This window comes from Kistimonas scapharcae, from assembly GCF_039540975.1.
Taxonomy (GTDB): domain Bacteria; phylum Pseudomonadota; class Gammaproteobacteria; order Pseudomonadales; family Endozoicomonadaceae; genus Kistimonas; species Kistimonas scapharcae.
The window spans coordinates 1-16,289 of record NZ_BAABFL010000474.1 but is presented as its reverse complement, the minus strand read 5'-3'; the positions used below and the strand labels follow the sequence as shown (position 1 = coordinate 16,289).

Below are 16,289 nucleotides of genomic sequence, written 5' to 3'. Positions count from 1 at the left end.
ATTTACAGACTACGGATTTGTATTCCCGGGATAACAAACGCCTACCCCTCCTAACCCACAATAACCACCAGGATTCTTGGCAAGATATTGCTGGTGATAATCCTCCGCATAATAGAATTCTCCAGATGAGAGAATTTCTGTTGCGATGACATTATTGCCAATGCCATTCAATGCTTGCTGATACGCCCGTAGTGACTGTTCGGCTTTATCTTTTTGCTCTGAACCGATGGTATAAATCGCTGAACGGTATTGGGTACCAATATCATTTCCCTGTCGCATCACCTGGGTGGGATCGTGATTTTCCCAGAATACGGCCAGCAATTGCTCGTAGCTGATTTGATCAGGATTAAAGATGACACGAACCACTTCAGCGTGACCCGTATAACCTGTGCAGACTTCTTCGTAAGCAGGGTTCGGGGTAAAGCCGCCGCTATACCCAACCATCGTGACATAGACACCGGGTTGCTTCCAAAACAGTCGTTCAGCTCCCCAAAAACATCCCATACCAAACACAGCGACATCGTATCCATCCAGCCAGGGAGGCGTCATGGCATGACCATTAACCCAATGTTTTTCACTGATCGTTAAAGGGCTATCGCGCCCGGGCAACGCCTCTTCCCTCGACACCAGCACAGTGATACCCGCCATTACCACACCTCCATTGATCGCATTACTTGGCTGCCGGCGCGCTCTGAACCTGTTCCATTGGAGGAACAACCAACTGTGGATCCAACCGAACCTGGTACCAGTTCAGGCGCCAGTCGAGATGAGCGCCGGTAACCCGGCCAGTTGCACCAACCTCCGCCACAGCTTGCCCCTGACGGACAAAATCACCTTCTTTAACCAAAGACTTACTTAGGTGCAGGAACGAACTGGTGATGCCATAGCCATGATCAATGATCATTGTACCGCCAGAGAAATACATATCCGGGTGATACAGGACAACACGGCCATCGGCAGGTGATTTGACGGGAGTACCGGTTGGCGCGGCAACATCAACACCAAAATGAGGGCGACGTGGTTCACCATTAAAGACGCGCTGACTGCCGTATACACCAGTCACCGGCCCAACCAAAGGCCAGATAAATCCGTCCAGAAAGGCATGAAGTTCAGAATCTACTTCCCGGGCTTTTCTTACGAGGCTATTTTCATGACGAACACGCTTTAAGTGGGCTTCAGATGGCGCCATATATTTTTGCGCAACACCTTCTATGCGCTGAACGGGATATTCACGCGCTTCCAGTTTCAGTGCCGTCTGAGTCTTTTTGCCATCCGGTGCAACCACTGTGTAAGACTGCTGCAATTCAGCATCACGCCCAAACCCCAGCACAAATTGCCCGGCAGCGGTAACAGGCACTTTTTTATCCCTGTAATAGACCTCGGAACCCGGCTGCACAGTGCCTTTGTACAAAGCCCCCTGCGTCAGCGGTTTGCTGCCGTCTGCCGAAGCCGTCAGGGCCTGCAACACAATAGCGGCAGCAAACACGCATTTATTCAGAATAGTCACACATACCCCCGGACATGACAGTAACCAGTATTACCCCTATAGTAAGAAAACTGGTTTAACACCACCAGACGGAGGTATCAACATGGATCTGTTTATACTCGCAGTGTCACTGCTACTTCCTGCAGTTTACGGCGCTGTCCTGCTCACCCCTCTCGCACTAGACACACACCACTATCAAAAAACCTTAAAACACAGAAACTAACCCTTTATCGTTACTGTGCAGCAAGCCTGCCTGTGTCAGGCATCGACAGGCTTGTTGCACTCCACACCATCTTTACAGCAGGTTGTGCTTGATATCAGGTACTGTGCATAATCTTGCGCAAACTGTCGCACTGCGGTCCAATCCGTGTATTCAATATCTTTGCTGGCATCCGTATTTCCGCCCGTCATCTTCATGATGAGCTGGATCATCACCCGATCAAACCAACGATAACGGCTATATAACAGCGACCCCGCCATGACACCGGTAAACCCAGGCTTCCAGGTTATCTTTGACAGAAATTTCTGCAAATAGGGATTCGTTTCGGGTCGATTCTTCTCCGGTTTCCGTGCAGTTAAATTCACACTGAAAAAGCCGGATGTGTGTGTATTCAGAAACGATTCATGCTGCCGGATGAAATCAAACACTTCTGGCAAGTGATGTCCATACCGTATCGGAGAACCTATGAGCACAGAGTTATAATGATTCAGGTTAACGACTGCATTTTCATTGATCGATTGGCATTGCACAATCAAACCCTGCTGGCTCAACTCAGCCGCAATGGCTTGTGCAATCTTTTTCGTCTGCCCGTCATGTGATGCATAAAGCAATAAATGTTCACTCATAGGATTCTCCAGCCACAACATCAACCGCTTAATTAAACAGCGTTGTACAGGAAAGACACTAATCGTTTATTTACCTGAATCAAATCAGCCGGATATAAGAACGAATAAAATCTATTTATTCGCAGACATAAAAAAAGCCCTGCATTTTAAATGCAGGGCTTTTTCTTTATGGCGGTGAGAGAGGGATTCGAACCCTCGATACGCGATTAACGTATACTCCCTTAGCAGGGGAGCGCCTTCAGCCACTCGGCCATCTCACCGTATGATTTCATTAAAAACCCGCAACTGGGCGGGTTAAAATGGCGCGTCCGGGAGGATTCGAACCTCCGACCGCCTGGTTCGTAGCCAGGTACTCTATCCAGCTGAGCTACGGACGCCTAGAATAAGACTTAACAAGAGAAAATCAAGAACTCTTTCACGTCGTCTTCGAACGTTTGATGTCCTGGCGGTGAGGGAGGGATTCGAACCCTCGATACGCGATTAACGTATACTCCCTTAGCAGGGGAGCGCCTTCAGCCACTCGGCCACCTCACCTCGGAATCGAGCGCTATATTACCAGATTCCCGACGTTTGCAAAGTGTTTTTTCAGACTGAACACTTCGACTTTAAAACCACGGCTCAGAACTGTTCTTCGCCTTCCTCTTCAACAACGTCATGAACCCAAGTCTGGCGATTGCCCGAGTGATGGCCGTCCCTATCTTCCTTCTCTTTCTGGATACGCTGATAGATTTCTTCACGGTGGACTGCCACTTCCTTCGGTGCATTGACGCCGATCCGCACCTGGTTACCCTTCACCCCAAGAACGGTCACCGTGACATCATCACCTACCATCAGGGTCTCACCAACACGGCGTGTCAGAATCAGCATTACAATCTCCTTGTCTCAAAACCAACAAACAATGATCGTCTATTCATCTGCCAGTTTGTGCTTGTCGAATTAATCAGCGCATACCACTTCACTGATTCAGCAGCCCTGTGCAGGACCCCCATGAATCAATCAGTGCCATATCACCGAAGCAATAAGATTAATACAGGTCTGAAGTTTGGCAACAGATTCTCGCATATTCCCTATTCTTCAAACACTCCGCTAACTTTCGGGAGCACCGCGCGGAGATAAATCCGCGCATGTCTCTGGCAATCTCCCTGTGCGACTATCCGGTCCGCACCATCATAGCTCACTATTCGTTATTCGTTGACGCAAATCCTGACAAACTATCCTGCGTAACAGCATCAAAATCACTGTGAAACGCTATCAGGCCAAGCCGCACCAATCCCTAACACACCGGGCAGACCGCCACGATCAGGCATGCGGTCTTACACCGTTTCCGCTATAGATCAAACTATGTACAGCGACAGTCTAATATCAACAACCGCTATTTCCATGAGTATTTGTACGGGACGAAAAACGCCGCGACGCATTACTCAGCGGTGGGTTCCTGGTCCAGCTCAAAGGCCGAATGCAAAGCCCTGACCGCCAACTCAAGGTACTTCTCCGCGATCACGACGGATACCTTGATCTCTGAAGTCGAGATAATCTGGATATTGATACCTTCCGCGGCCAGCGCCTCAAACATCCGCGTCGCGACGCCGGCATGGGACCGCATGCCAACACCGACGATAGACACCTTGGCAATCCGGTTGTCACCGTCAAACTCACGGGCACCCAGCTCATCCGAGGTATTACCCACCACGGCCAATGCTTTCTGGAAATCATTACGGTGTACGGTGAACGTGAAATCTGTGGATTTGTCATCGGCCACGTTCTGCACAATCATGTCGACTTCAACATTGGCCTTGCTGATAGGCCCCAGAATCCGGGAGGCAACGCCGGGGATATCAGGCACCCCCTTGATTGTCAGCTTGGCTTCATCCCGGTTAAAGGCAATTCCGGATACAACGGGCTGCTCCATCTCGTCCTGCTCCTCCAGTGTGATCAGTGTCCCGGGGCCATCCTCAAAACTGTGGAGCACCCGCAGGGTCACATTGTACTTACCGGCAAACTCCACCGCGCGAATCTGCAGAACCTTTGAGCCGAGGCTGGCCATTTCCAGCATCTCTTCAAAGGTAATTTTATCCAGACGTCGGGCGCCTTCAACAACACGGGGGTCAGTAGTATAGACACCGTCGACATCGGTATAGATCTGACACTCATCCGCCTCAAGGGCTGCCGCCAGTGCCACCGCCGTGGTATCGGAACCGCCACGACCCAAAGTCGTGATATTGCCTGCGCTGTCTACGCCCTGGAACCCGGCTACCACAACCACACGCCCGGCATCGAGATCCGCTCGAACCCCATCAGTATCAATGCTTTCTATACGGGCTTTGTTATGCTGACTGTCCGTTTTGATAGGCACCTGCCAGCCGGTGTAGGACGTAGCCGGGCAATTACGCCGGTTCAGCGCCATGGACAGGAGCGCAATGGTGACCTGCTCCCCGGTGGAAAGGATGACATCCAACTCCCTGGGGGTTGGCGTATCATGCATTTGATAGGCAAGATCGACGAGGCGGTTGGTTTCGCCAGACATGGCGGATACCACGACAACAATATCGTGCCCCTGTTCTCTGAATCGCTGTACTTTTTCCGCAATGGCTTCTATTCGCTCGACTGTGCCGACCGACGTGCCACCGAACTTCTGAACTAACAACGCCATATCGTAAGTACTTTTATTTATTAGCCGTGGGGAATGTACCACATCCCCCACGGGTCGAAACAGCCCTTGTTTCAGACTAACCCTGTGAACGGGTCAGCAATTCTGACTAGCTGGCCAGTTTATCCGCCACCCAGCCGCTGACGGATTCCAGTGCCGCCGGCAAAGCCTGCACATCGGAACCACCACCCTGGGCAAAATCAGGACGACCACCGCCCTTGCCACCCACCTGCTCTGCCACCATTTTGAGCAGATCACCGGCTTTCACACGGTCAGTCAGGTCCTTGGTCACACCAGCGGCCAGCGCCACCTTGTCACCATCGACGGCTGCCAGCATGACGATGCCGTTTTCCAGCTTGTTCTTGAGCTGGTCAACGGTATCCCGCAGGGATTTCGGATCCACACCGTCAAGGCGGGTTGCCAGCACACGGATGCCAGCCACTTCAACAGCACCGGCCACCAGATCAGTGCCCGCAGCAGACGCCAGCTTCTGCTTCAGTCGCTGAATCTCTTTTTCCAGCTCACGGTTACGGTCCACCAGCGTCTGAACTTTGCTGACCACGGATTCACGGCTGCCTTTTACGAGGCCTGCTACAGACTGGATACGCTGCTCCTGGTTTTCATACCAGGACTGCGCGGCTTCACCGGTCAATGCTTCAATCCGGCGAACACCGGCAGCAATACCGGTTTCTGCAACAACCACCAGGCTGCCAATATCACCGGTACGCTCAACATGGGTACCACCACATAGCTCCACAGAAAAGCCGCTAGTACCCATACTCAGAACACGGACTTCATCACCGTATTTCTCACCAAACAGGGCCATGGCACCGGCAGCCCGTGCCTGATCCATATCCATCAGTTCAGTTTTGACCGGCGTGTTGGAGCGAACCTGCTCATTAACGATCCGCTCAATCTGGCGCAGCTGTTCTGCGGAAACCGGCTCAAAGTGTGAGAAGTCAAAACGCAGACGTTCACTGTTGACCAGAGAGCCTTTCTGCTGAACATGATCACCCAGCACTTCACGCAGGGCGGCATGCAGCAAATGGGTGGCAGAGTGATTCCGAGCTGTCGCCATGCGTTTTTCAGCATTAACCATCGCACCCAGGCGCTCGCCCACACGAATCTCACCGGTTTCAACGATACCGTGGTGCAGGTGGTTATCGGATTCCTTGCGGGTATCATCCACTCGGAATGTACCGGTTTCTGTACGCAGAAGACCAACATCACCCACCTGACCGCCGGACTCGGCGTAGAACGGGGTACGCTCCATTACGATAACTGCTTTCTCACCCGCACCAACGGACTCAACCGGCTGGCCGTCACGGAACAGCGCCTTGACGATTTCTTCACCTTCCAGTGCGGTATAACCGGTGAACTCGGTCGCACCTTCAATCTTCAGGACATCGTTATAATCCATCCCGAACTGGCTGGCAGCACGTGCGAGGTTGCGCTGCTCTTCCATGCAGACTTCATAGCCGTCCATGTCCAGCGTCAGGCCACGCTCACGGGCGATATCGTGGGTCAGATCAACAGGGAAACCGTAGGTGTCATACAGGGTAAACACAGTTTTACCGGGAATTTCGGTACCGTCGATGTTTGCCAAGTCATCCTCAAGGATCTTCATTCCCTTGTCCAGCGTACGGGCAAACTGCTCTTCTTCCTTACGCAGAACACGCATCACGTGGTCTTTGCTTTCTGCCACTACATTCGCAGCATCGCCCATGGCTTCGATCAGCGCAGGCACCAGCTGGGCAAAGAACGGTTCACGTGCACCCAGTTTGTGTCCGTGACGGCAGGCACGACGAATAATACGGCGCAGGGTATAACCCCGACCATCGTTGGACGGCAGAATGCCATCAGCCACCAGGAAAGCGCAGGAACGGATATGGTCAGCAATAACACGCAGTGATGCGGTAGTAGTATCCGGGCAGTTCAGCAGACGACCGGCTTCAGCCAGCAGGGTCTGGAACAGGTCAATCTCGTAGTTGCTGTGTACGCCCTGCATTACAGCGGCGATACGCTCCAGGCCCATACCGGTATCAATGGATGGCTTCGGCAGCGGATGCATTTCACCATCAGCCGTCCGGTTAAACTGCATGAAAACCATGTTCCAGATTTCGATGTAGCGGTCGCCATCATCGTTCGGACCACCCGGCGGGTCACCGGCCACATTCGGGCCATGGTCATAGAACAGCTCACTGCACGGACCGCAAGGACCGGTATCACCCATAGACCAGAAGTTATCCTTCTCACCCAGGCGGGAGAAACGCTCAGGGCTGACTTTCATCTCTTTCAGCCAGATATCTTCCGCTTCCTGGTCATCCTTGTAGACGGTAACCCACAGTTTCTCTTCCGGAATACCCAGCTCAACAGTCAGGAACTCCCAGGCGAACTTGATGGCATCAGGCTTGAAATAATCACCAAAGCTGAAGTTACCCAGCATTTCAAAGAAGGTGTGATGACGGGCGGTGTAACCGACGTTTTCCAGGTCATTGTGCTTACCACCGGCACGGACACAACGCTGGGACGTGGTAGCACGGTTATAAGAGCGCTGCTCCCGGCCCAGGAACACATCCTTGAACTGGTTCATGCCCGCATTGGTAAACAACAGCGTCGGGTCATCATGGGGAACCAGCGAACTGCTTTCGACAATTTCATGTCCCTGCTTATTGAAATAACTCAGAAAAGCAGACCGTAATTCAGAACTTTTCATATCACCTTCCCGTCAGGGAGTCTCAAAATGGATAGATGTCAGGACTCTCACTGTTCTGACACCGAGAAATTCGCAAAATTCGCGCATTATATAACGACGAGCAACAGGCGGACAGCCACAGGCAATGAACTTGTGGAACCCTCCAACAGCCATTGCCTGAGCACATAACCTCGGAATTGAGCCGACAGACAATCATCTGCCGACCATTACATGGGTTGCGATTATCGCTTGATCGCTACCGATCAATCCAACCGTATAAACACGCAGGTAAACCCGTTACTTACCACGATCCGCCACGGATTCCAATAACGCAAACAGGCTGGAGGTATCCCAGCGCCCGCCACCCATCGACTGAACCTGGGCATATTGCTGGTCCACCATAGCGGTAACCGGCAGGCTCGAACCGTTTCTGCGCGCTTCTTCCAGACAAATAGAAAGGTCCTTGCGCATCCAGTCTACGGCAAAGCCATGTTCATATTCTCCCTGAAGCATGGTCTGGTAACGGTTCTCCATCTGCCAGGACTGGGCGGCGCCCTGGGAAATCACTTCAATCACCGCCGCCGGATCAAGACCGGCTTTACGGGCAAAATGCAAACCTTCAGACAACGCCTGAACCAGGCCGCCAATACATATCTGGTTAACCATCTTGGCCAGCTGCCCGGCACCGGTTTCACCCATTAGTTTCACACAGCGGGCATAGCTTTCTATAACAGGTGCCGCTCGCTCGAACGTTCCGGCATCGCCTCCTACCATCACGGTCAGCGCACCATTTTCAGCGCCCGCCTGACCGCCGGACACCGGCGCGTCCAGAAAACCCAACCGGGTTTCAGCGGCAATACCGGCCAATTCACGCGCAACAGAGGCTGATGCCGTGGTGTGGTCCACAAAGACTGCTCCTTCTTTCATGCCGGAAAAAGCGCCCTGCTCACCCAGGCAGATTTGCCGAAGATCATCATCATTGCCCACACAGGCAAACACAAAGTCTGCACCGGCCGCTGCGGCCGCCGGCGTTTCTGCGCCATGGCCCTGATACTCGCTGAGCCACTGCTCCCGACGCTGCGGTGTCCGGTTATAGACAGTCACCCGATAGCCTGCACCTGCCAGATGGCCGGCCATAGGATATCCCATCACTCCAAGCCCAATAAAAGCTACCTGACAGGTCATAACGCCACCCTTTCCACTGTTTTGATTACTGTTTGTGTTAACGCACCTTAATATCATGGTGCCGGGATGGCTGCCAGTTTCAGGCGATGAAAATTCTGATTAAAGAGGGAGAAACAGGTATGCAGCTGCTCAGATGCGGGTGTGTCACCCAACCAGCGGAGCGCCTCGATAGCGCTCTCTGCCGTACATAAATGTGCTTCATGCCGAACACGGCGCAACTGATACTCGGATATACATTCCGAACCGAGATCCAACACTGGCAAACCATGAAAATAAGGGCTGTGGTTATACATCTTTCTCGCCTGCTGCCAGGTAGCATCAATGAGAATAAACGCCGGCACTTTATCCTGTGGAATGCTGCCTGAGCTAACCAGCACGGCATCAGAATCGTGATAACGGGCATAGGCAGAGGGAAAAACCAGAATCGGGTAATACCGCGAGTCAGATAACAAACTTAACAATGTCTTATCCGGTTCCACTCGGCTCCATTTAGCGATGTAGCCTCCAGCCACACTACCGGCCAGCAGGTAACCTGTATTGGTCGCTTTAGCCTGTTCATTTTCATGCATCAGCAACCAGAAAACGGCCTTGCTGGCGACCACCGGTTTATCCGCACACAAACAGATGAACGGCGGCAACAAGCAAGTCTCACAGCGTTCCATCAACCTACAGACTCCATTATCTCTGAATACAGCAACTACTCATCATGCTCACGACCATCGACTACCGCCATGATGGTATCAATATTAAAGCCCCGGTATTGCAGGTAACGAACCCGCTTTGCTTTTTCCTTAGGGTCTTTTACCGGCGCGGTTCCAAATTTTTTCACGTTGACCTCACGCGCCTGCTGTTGCCAATCTTCATCAAAGGCCTCAAGCTGTATTGAAACCAGATCCGCTGCAATACCTTTTTGCAGCAGTTCCTGCTTGATTCTCACCGGCCCCAAGCCACGAGACACCCGGTTACGAACAAAACTTTCCGCAAAACGCTCATCTGATAACAGCCGATCCGCCTCAAGCGCGCCCAACACCACTTCCAGCATTTCCGGCGTCTCAGCCCGGCTGCGCAGCTTCTGCCAGAGTTCTTTCCGGCTATGTTCCCGGCGTGACAACAAATCCATTGCCGCCCGTCGCAGTTCTGTTTCAGAAGAAGACATAATCCATCCCATACAAAAACGGCGCTTACCCTGTTACAGGTAAACGCCGTAGCATTCAATTCAACTCAGAAAACTCAGGCCAGTGTCAGTTCTTCATTTTCTTCCGCGGCTTTTTCAGCTTTCTCTTCAGTCTGCGGTTCAGCAGACGTCAACAACTGGCGCCGGATTTCAGACTCAATCTCTTCCGCAATCGCCGGGTTATCCTGCAGGTATTGCGCGGCATTCGCCTTGCCCTGGCCAATCTTGTCACCTTTATAGGCGTACCAGGCACCGGATTTATCGACGAGCTTCAGCTTAACGCCCAGGTCAATGACCTCACCCATACGGTAGATACCCTTGCCGTAAAGGATCTGGAATTCAGCCTGACGGAATGGCGGCGACACCTTGTTCTTGACCACTTTTACGCGGGTCTCGTTACCGATGACTTCATCACCCTGCTTCACGGCACCGGTGCGACGGATATCCAGTCGGACACTGCTGTAGAATTTCAGGGCATTACCACCGGTGGTGGTTTCCGGGTTGCCGAACATGACGCCGATCTTCATCCGAATCTGGTTGATGAAGACCACCAGGCAGTTGGCCTGCTTGATGGAACCCGTCAGCTTACGGAGCGCCTGGCTCATCAGACGGGCCTGAAGACCGACGTGGGAATCCCCCATCTCGCCTTCAATTTCCGCTTTCGGCACCAGGGCCGCGACGGAGTCGACAATCACGACATCCACCGCACCGGAACGCACCAGCATATCGGTGATTTCCAGCGCCTGCTCACCGGTATCAGGCTGAGAGACATACAGGTCGTCAACATTGACACCCAGGCGACGGGCATACTCAGGATCCAGCGCATGTTCCGCATCCACAAAGGCACAGGTTGCGCCCTGCTTCTGGGCTTCTGCGATGACACTCAGCGTCAGGGTTGTCTTGCCTGATGACTCGGGACCATAGATTTCAACAACACGCCCCTTGGGCAGACCACCAATACCCAGCGCAATATCCAGCTGCAGGGAACCGGTCGAGATTGCCGGAATCGGTTCATGCTTCTGGTCACCCATGCGCATGACGGTGCCCTTGCCGAACTGTCGTTCAATCTGGCCAAGCGCCGCCTGTAACGCCTTTTTCTTGTTGTCATCCATCTGACGCACCCTCACAATTAACCCGACCTGCGCCGACTGGTACCTTTAACGGCAGCATCCAGCCCGCAACGCTAAAACAACTGTATACTTAAACAGTATTAAAACACACAATCTGATATTCGACTAGTCGACAATAAAATTTAATCAGCCTGCCCGTTTAACCAGCATTCTGTTCAGCCAAACGCAAGAAACCCGAGAGCGCTGTCACGACGGCCTGTTGCCGTATTGCAGAACGATTACCACTAAAATGGCAAACCTGCGTCTGCGTCGGCAACCCTTCCTGTGACCATGCCAGCCAGACGGTACCTACCGGCTTCTCAGGACTCCCGCCATCCGGCCCGGCAATGCCGCTGATTGCTACCGACAGCGCCGCACCCGCATTCCGGCGCGCGCCATCCGCCATTTCTGTGACTACCGGCTCACTGACCGCACCATGCTGCGCCAGTGTTTCCGCCTTCACGCCCAGCATCTGCTGTTTGGCCTCGTTGGCGTAGGATACATAACCATAGCCGAACCAGGCCGAGCTGCCAGCCACCGACGTTATGGCTTCCGCCACCCCGCCGCCCGTGCAGGATTCCGCTGTCGCTACCCGCCAGCCCTTTGCCAGTAATACCTGCCCCAGTTGCTGGGCGAGGTCTTCAATCTCTTGCTGCATAGCACCCACCGTACCTGCCGATCTTGCGATACCGCCTGCCTGGATTCTGAATCAGGCCACCGTATGATCGCGTGATGTAAAGCATCCGCCTTGTAAACCATCAATTACCATACCGCGTAAACTGTTCAGCACCAACGCTATTAATGAGATTTACGCCGCCTACCAACAGGAGCCGGACGTTTTATGCTATTTCTCTCAAGCTAACGAAATATTCATACAGGAACGAATCACAAACATTCCCGCACACGTTCAGGGTTCGACAACCACGGGCACAATTCACCCGCACGCCCATAACGTCGGGCAATACCCACGGCTTTATAAGGGTAACGTTCGGTCAGTCGCTGAAGACTGTCCTGCAGTGTCGCCTGCAAGGGCTGACTCAGCCAGTCATGATAATGCATACCCAGCAGCGCATTGTTTTCGAGCACCCGCTCTTCCCAGGGACCCAACTGATTGGCCCTGAACAACGCAGCCTCAAATTCCGGATCAATCAACGAAAACTGCGCCCTTGCCATCGCATAATCCGACCAGGCATAAGGCCATGCAGGCCGGAGGGCTATCGCATGATGCCAGGTATCCAGTAACGGATTCTCTTCGGCTGACTCACCATGATTCTCATCGCCGGCCTGGAGCAAACCATACTGCCGGCCCCAATCCTCGACACGGGCTTTCAACACCCATTGTTCAGGAGAATCCGGCAAAGCGGCCAACGCCTGTTCAGCGCCCTGCAGCGCAATAGCATAATTACGGGGCTTCAGCTGAAACTCATCCGGCTGTTTCTTCTGCTGCTCGTGCCAGAAATCGAGATACGCTTCCGTCTGGTTATTAAAGGCGCCCGCCTTGACCAACTGCATGGCATCTGCCGCCGCCATCACCAGTAGTACCAGACCCGCTGCCACGACAAAAATATTGACCAGTCGGCGCTGATTCATCTGTACCTTCATGCACCTTCTCCAAACAGGGTCGCTGTCAGCTGGCGAGGCAAGTGTTCCGTTAATAGTTGACGAGTTTCCACGCCATACCAGTCATCCAATACCGTCGCAGCAGCGCCCATCGCCGGCGGACGCCTGACCGCATGGTGAGCATCAGACGCAACAAACTGAACCAGTTCACGATCCAGCAACCACCGTGCCGTCTCCTGTGCCTGACGACCAAAGTGACCGGCAACCGACCCCGCCGTCACCTGAAACAGGACGCCCCGTTCCACCAGCTTCAAACTGCGCTCCGGATGACGCATCAATTCCTTGTTCCTTTCCGGATGCGCAATCACCGCTCGAACGTTCTGACGCTGCAACCAGGCCAGCAGGTTATCCATACCCATTGGCAGGTTTTGGTGGGGCATTTCCAGCAGCACACAATCACTGCCCTCCCACTGCCCGAGCATCGGCACCTTTCCCCGGCGCAGCTGCACCATAAACTCATCACTGATCCGAACCTCTGCCGCCATCGCCAGCGACACAGGCAAGGACGCTTCGACTGCCGCCTGCTGCAGGGCATCGAATGCCGGCCGGATAGTATCAATATCATTGTCATAACGACCGGCATGCATATGGGGCGTACAGACCACATGGGTAATGCCATCGTCAACAGCAAGGTTCAGCAACGCCAGGGCGTCAGCCATGACGGCAGCCCCGTCATCAATACCGGGAATGATGTGGTTATGAATATCAATCATGGATGAAACGGCAGCAGGTTCTTAGAAAAAAACGGTGCGAAGCGTACCGTTTATTGATGGAAAGCGAAATAAGGAGAGACAGCGAAGACTGCGTCAGACAACACCACTCTGAAGCGTGTGCTGAAAAGCTTAACAAACCGTAAAAGGCACAAAAGCGTCTATAACTAAAAAGAACACCAAAGATACCGAAAGCGCAGAGGGAATGCCTTTTATGCCGTATCTTTCCGAAAGGAATCACCAACAAAGGTCAGTGCTTACTCAAGGATTTTTTTTGTTTCTTTTGACACTGATGTCGGAGGTTACAACGGGAGAAACAACGTCAGCCTGCCAGCATGGTGATCGTTACATTCTGGGCAACCGGGAAATGACTCACCAGATCGACCATCACGCCGTCAACCTGACCACACTGATTGACTCCGGCTCAACCCTCTCCTCCATGGATGCACGGGACATTGAAATTAAAACCCATACCAATGGTTCTCGCTGGGTGTACTTCAATATCCCGAAGGATGACCATCAGGCGCAGATGCTGCGGTTGGTCAAACCCCTGAAACGTTATGCCTGGATACAGACCCACAGTGGCAAACCAATCAAACGCCCTGTCATAGAAACCGCCATTTCACTCGGCCCCATAACGACCACAACCGCTTTCAGCCTGACAGAACGCTCCGCGTTTAATGAAAAAATCCTGCTCGGTAAAAACACGCTGGATGGCATTGCGCTGATCGACCCATCAAACGATTACCTGCTGCAACACGACTGCCTCTGACCTCACCGTTTTACCCTGGCGCCCATCAACATCGCCGTCCTGCTTTAGCGGTTGGCAGATGTCGCGCCAAAACGCCTATTGCCAACAACACGACAAACAGTGCCGCATTGGCGGGAATCTGGAGGTTAAAGTCCACCGTCGAATGGATCAACAATGCCACCAGCCCCATGGCGGCACCAAACCCCATTCCGATATAAAGCCGGTTGCGCCGCTGCCTCATGGCCTGAATGGCCTGCCATAAGCCAAACACCACAGAAAAGACCAGTAACAGGAAAGCGGGCACACCAAATTCCAGGGGAAACTGCAGATAATCGTTATGGGCCAGATCGAAGAAACCACGCCAGGTGCCGTCATGATAAGCAGGTAACGTCGTATAAAAACTGCCTGCACCGGAGCCTGTCAAAACAAAATCACCGATGATCACCAGAGACACCGGATTCACATCCGCACGTAACTCTGTATCCATCCGCGTCTGCTCAATACGCTCAACCACTTTATCGAGACCGAACCACTGGCTGACAATCACCGTGTCGATCACAATCAAACTCAGGAACAGGATAATCATTCCACGGGAAAGCGTTTTCCGGCAGACCGCATAAAGGAAACCCGTCGCCAGCAGACTGGAGAAAAAGGCCGTATTCCCCATGCGGGAACGCGACATCACCAGTCCAATCACCATAGCCGCAAGAATCGCCCGCAACAGCACCTTGCTGCTCATGAGCGTTTTCAGCGTATTGCGTAACCATTCCATCCGGTCCCGCGCACGCGTCTCCTGCAACTGCGACACCAGCAATCCAATCCCAATAGCCATTGCCATTTCCAGGTGCCCGGCAAAGTTGTTCCGGTTTACGAAGGTCCCTGTGGCAACCCCCCGCCCTGCTTCCTTGTCGATGAAAAAGCTCCATTCCAATCCAGACAAGGTGCTGAGCACACCAAAAACTGCCTGAAAACCGCCCCCGGCAACAATCGCCCATGCCAACCATTTCAAACGCCGCTGATCGTTAACCAGCAACAAGGCCAGTGCAAACAACAGTGCGTAAGCCAGCGTCAGCATCGCATGCAGGTGTGAAGCAAAAGGATCGAGAGAAAGCGAAAAGGCATCCGGTAACGTCTGCCCCAGTGCGGTGGCGGCATCCACCTGAAATTGGTACGCAACCGGTGACAACCCTTGCACCATGGAGGCCGGCAAAGAGAGGGACTGTATTTCCAACCAACCCGCGACCAATAACAGCGCAGCCAGTATCGGCAGACCTTTTCGGAAACCCGGCGTCAGGTTCACAGCCTTGAAGGCGTATCCCACCAGCCAGAACGCAGCCAGCACAAACACCAGTATCTGGAGTATTCCCATGGCCCATTCCGGCTTACTGCCAAAGGGCAGCGGCAACCAGAGCAGAACAAACAACAGGCAATAGAACAGGAAATTGCTGTAGCGGGTATCAGTCATCAGGGGATTTGCCAGGGGATAAACGCGGGCGCCGATAATACCTTGCACACCCGTTAGCGTGAAGGTGATGAAGTCAAAAGTGTATGGATTCGACGGTAAGTTTCACGCAGCCCTTCAAACACGATGGCGCCCATCACACTGGCGGCCAGGTCATCCAGGTGGAATTCCCGCGTTGGCGTCAGGGTCTGAACCAGTTCCAGCCCAAGTCCAAGCGCCACCATCAGCAATAAACGGCGATGGACCGGCACCGCTGGCCAGGATTGCCAGATTAACCCGCCCAATACAAAGAAAGCCGCAATATGGCGCAGCTTGTCACTGAACTGCATGAACGGCTGCCAGGGAGAGAACGTCGCCAGCCAGCCAATCACCGGCAGGACGATTAATAAAAGACAGCGGGCAATCACTACCCGCCGTTTATTACGATCTATTCCTCCGCCGACACGGTGTTGCGATGAATCCGTCACTCGCCGGCCCGGTAAAAGTGGTCATAGCAGTAATTGGTCGCGTCGATAAACCCTTCTGCATATTCTGGTTTACTTGAACACCGATTCTGGTCTACTTGAACACCCCCGTCACCTTACGTATTGGCGAGCCTGATTTT

General features: G+C 53.1%; 16 protein-coding genes and 3 tRNA genes. 1 reads left to right on the top strand and 18 read right to left on the bottom strand.

Translation table 11 applies throughout. The features are described from left to right. Nucleotides 1-9: 9 nt before the first annotated feature. From msrA to ABD892_RS24315, 16 genes are all read right to left on the bottom strand, one after another. Entirely contained in the window at nt 10-648 is a 639-nt protein-coding gene (msrA, locus tag ABD892_RS24390) for a peptide-methionine (S)-S-oxide reductase MsrA (protein ID WP_345198884.1), read from the bottom strand. A gap of 22 nt (nt 649-670) precedes the next feature. After that, on the bottom strand, nt 671-1,507 hold the full coding sequence (locus ABD892_RS24385) for a M23 family metallopeptidase (RefSeq protein ID WP_345198883.1): 837 nt from the start codon (nt 1,505-1,507) through the stop codon (nt 671-673). A gap of 237 nt (nt 1,508-1,744) precedes the next feature. Further along, a complete protein-coding gene (gene hemG / locus ABD892_RS24380; RefSeq protein ID WP_345198881.1) occupies nt 1,745-2,353 on the bottom strand; it encodes a menaquinone-dependent protoporphyrinogen IX dehydrogenase in 609 nt (202 codons plus the stop codon). Between the two features lie 148 nt (nt 2,354-2,501). Next, a tRNA-Ser gene (locus tag ABD892_RS24375) sits at nt 2,502-2,592 on the bottom strand. 40 nt (nt 2,593-2,632) lie between these two features. Then, nucleotides 2,633-2,709 (bottom strand) — tRNA-Arg (locus ABD892_RS24370). A gap of 66 nt (nt 2,710-2,775) precedes the next feature. Continuing rightward, nucleotides 2,776-2,866, bottom strand: a tRNA-Ser gene (locus tag ABD892_RS24365). Nucleotides 2,867-2,950: 84 nt separating this feature from the next. After that, nucleotides 2,951-3,199 (bottom strand): carbon storage regulator CsrA, encoded by a 249-nt coding sequence (gene csrA / locus ABD892_RS24360; protein ID WP_345198880.1) that lies wholly within the window; start codon nt 3,197-3,199, stop codon nt 2,951-2,953. Nucleotides 3,200-3,749: 550 nt separating this feature from the next. Continuing rightward, nucleotides 3,750-4,982 (bottom strand): aspartate kinase, encoded by a 1,233-nt coding sequence (locus ABD892_RS24355; RefSeq protein WP_345198878.1) that lies wholly within the window; start codon nt 4,980-4,982, stop codon nt 3,750-3,752. A gap of 106 nt (nt 4,983-5,088) precedes the next feature. Beyond that, nucleotides 5,089-7,695 carry an alanine--tRNA ligase gene (gene alaS, locus ABD892_RS24350; protein WP_345198877.1) on the bottom strand — a complete coding sequence of 869 codons (2,607 nt, stop codon included), beginning with the start codon at nt 7,693-7,695 and terminating at the stop codon, nt 5,089-5,091. Between the two features lie 276 nt (nt 7,696-7,971). Further along, on the bottom strand, nt 7,972-8,859 hold the full coding sequence (locus tag ABD892_RS24345; protein WP_345198876.1) for an NAD(P)-dependent oxidoreductase: 888 nt from the start codon (nt 8,857-8,859) through the stop codon (nt 7,972-7,974). A 53-nt stretch (nt 8,860-8,912) separates the two neighbouring features. Next, complete coding sequence (locus ABD892_RS24340) at nt 8,913-9,521, bottom strand: tRNA-uridine aminocarboxypropyltransferase (protein WP_345198874.1); 609 nt, start codon at nt 9,519-9,521, stop codon at nt 8,913-8,915. Nucleotides 9,522-9,556: 35 nt separating this feature from the next. Then, the gene (locus tag ABD892_RS24335) at nt 9,557-10,015 is read right to left on the bottom strand and encodes a regulatory protein RecX (protein ID WP_345198873.1); all 459 of its coding nucleotides are present in this window, start codon (nt 10,013-10,015) and stop codon (nt 9,557-9,559) included. Nucleotides 10,016-10,089: 74 nt separating this feature from the next. Next, nucleotides 10,090-11,145 (bottom strand): recombinase RecA, encoded by a 1,056-nt coding sequence (recA, locus tag ABD892_RS24330; RefSeq protein WP_345198872.1) that lies wholly within the window; start codon nt 11,143-11,145, stop codon nt 10,090-10,092. Nucleotides 11,146-11,302: 157 nt separating this feature from the next. Beyond that, nucleotides 11,303-11,800 carry a CinA family protein gene (locus ABD892_RS24325; RefSeq protein ID WP_345198871.1) on the bottom strand — a complete coding sequence of 166 codons (498 nt, stop codon included), beginning with the start codon at nt 11,798-11,800 and terminating at the stop codon, nt 11,303-11,305. A 227-nt stretch (nt 11,801-12,027) separates the two neighbouring features. Next, nucleotides 12,028-12,744 (bottom strand): hypothetical protein, encoded by a 717-nt coding sequence (locus ABD892_RS24320; RefSeq protein WP_345198869.1) that lies wholly within the window; start codon nt 12,742-12,744, stop codon nt 12,028-12,030. Continuing rightward, nucleotides 12,741-13,475 (bottom strand): tyrosine-protein phosphatase, encoded by a 735-nt coding sequence (locus ABD892_RS24315; RefSeq protein ID WP_345198868.1) that lies wholly within the window; start codon nt 13,473-13,475, stop codon nt 12,741-12,743. Before ABD892_RS24315 ends, ABD892_RS24320 begins: the two co-directional genes overlap by 4 nt. Before the next feature lie 271 nt (nt 13,476-13,746). Between ABD892_RS24315 and ABD892_RS24310 the strand changes: the two genes are divergently transcribed. Further along, the gene (locus ABD892_RS24310; RefSeq protein WP_345198867.1) at nt 13,747-14,244 is read left to right on the top strand and encodes a putative ATP-dependent zinc protease; all 498 of its coding nucleotides are present in this window, start codon (nt 13,747-13,749) and stop codon (nt 14,242-14,244) included. Nucleotides 14,245-14,269: 25 nt separating this feature from the next. Here ABD892_RS24310 and ABD892_RS24305 read toward each other — a convergent pair whose 3' ends face one another. Continuing rightward, on the bottom strand, nt 14,270-15,688 hold the full coding sequence (locus ABD892_RS24305) for an O-antigen ligase family protein (protein ID WP_345198865.1): 1,419 nt from the start codon (nt 15,686-15,688) through the stop codon (nt 14,270-14,272). 53 nt (nt 15,689-15,741) lie between these two features. Beyond that, nucleotides 15,742-16,152 carry a VanZ family protein gene (locus ABD892_RS24300; RefSeq protein WP_345198864.1) on the bottom strand — a complete coding sequence of 137 codons (411 nt, stop codon included), beginning with the start codon at nt 16,150-16,152 and terminating at the stop codon, nt 15,742-15,744. Nucleotides 16,153-16,289 lie beyond the last annotated feature (137 nt).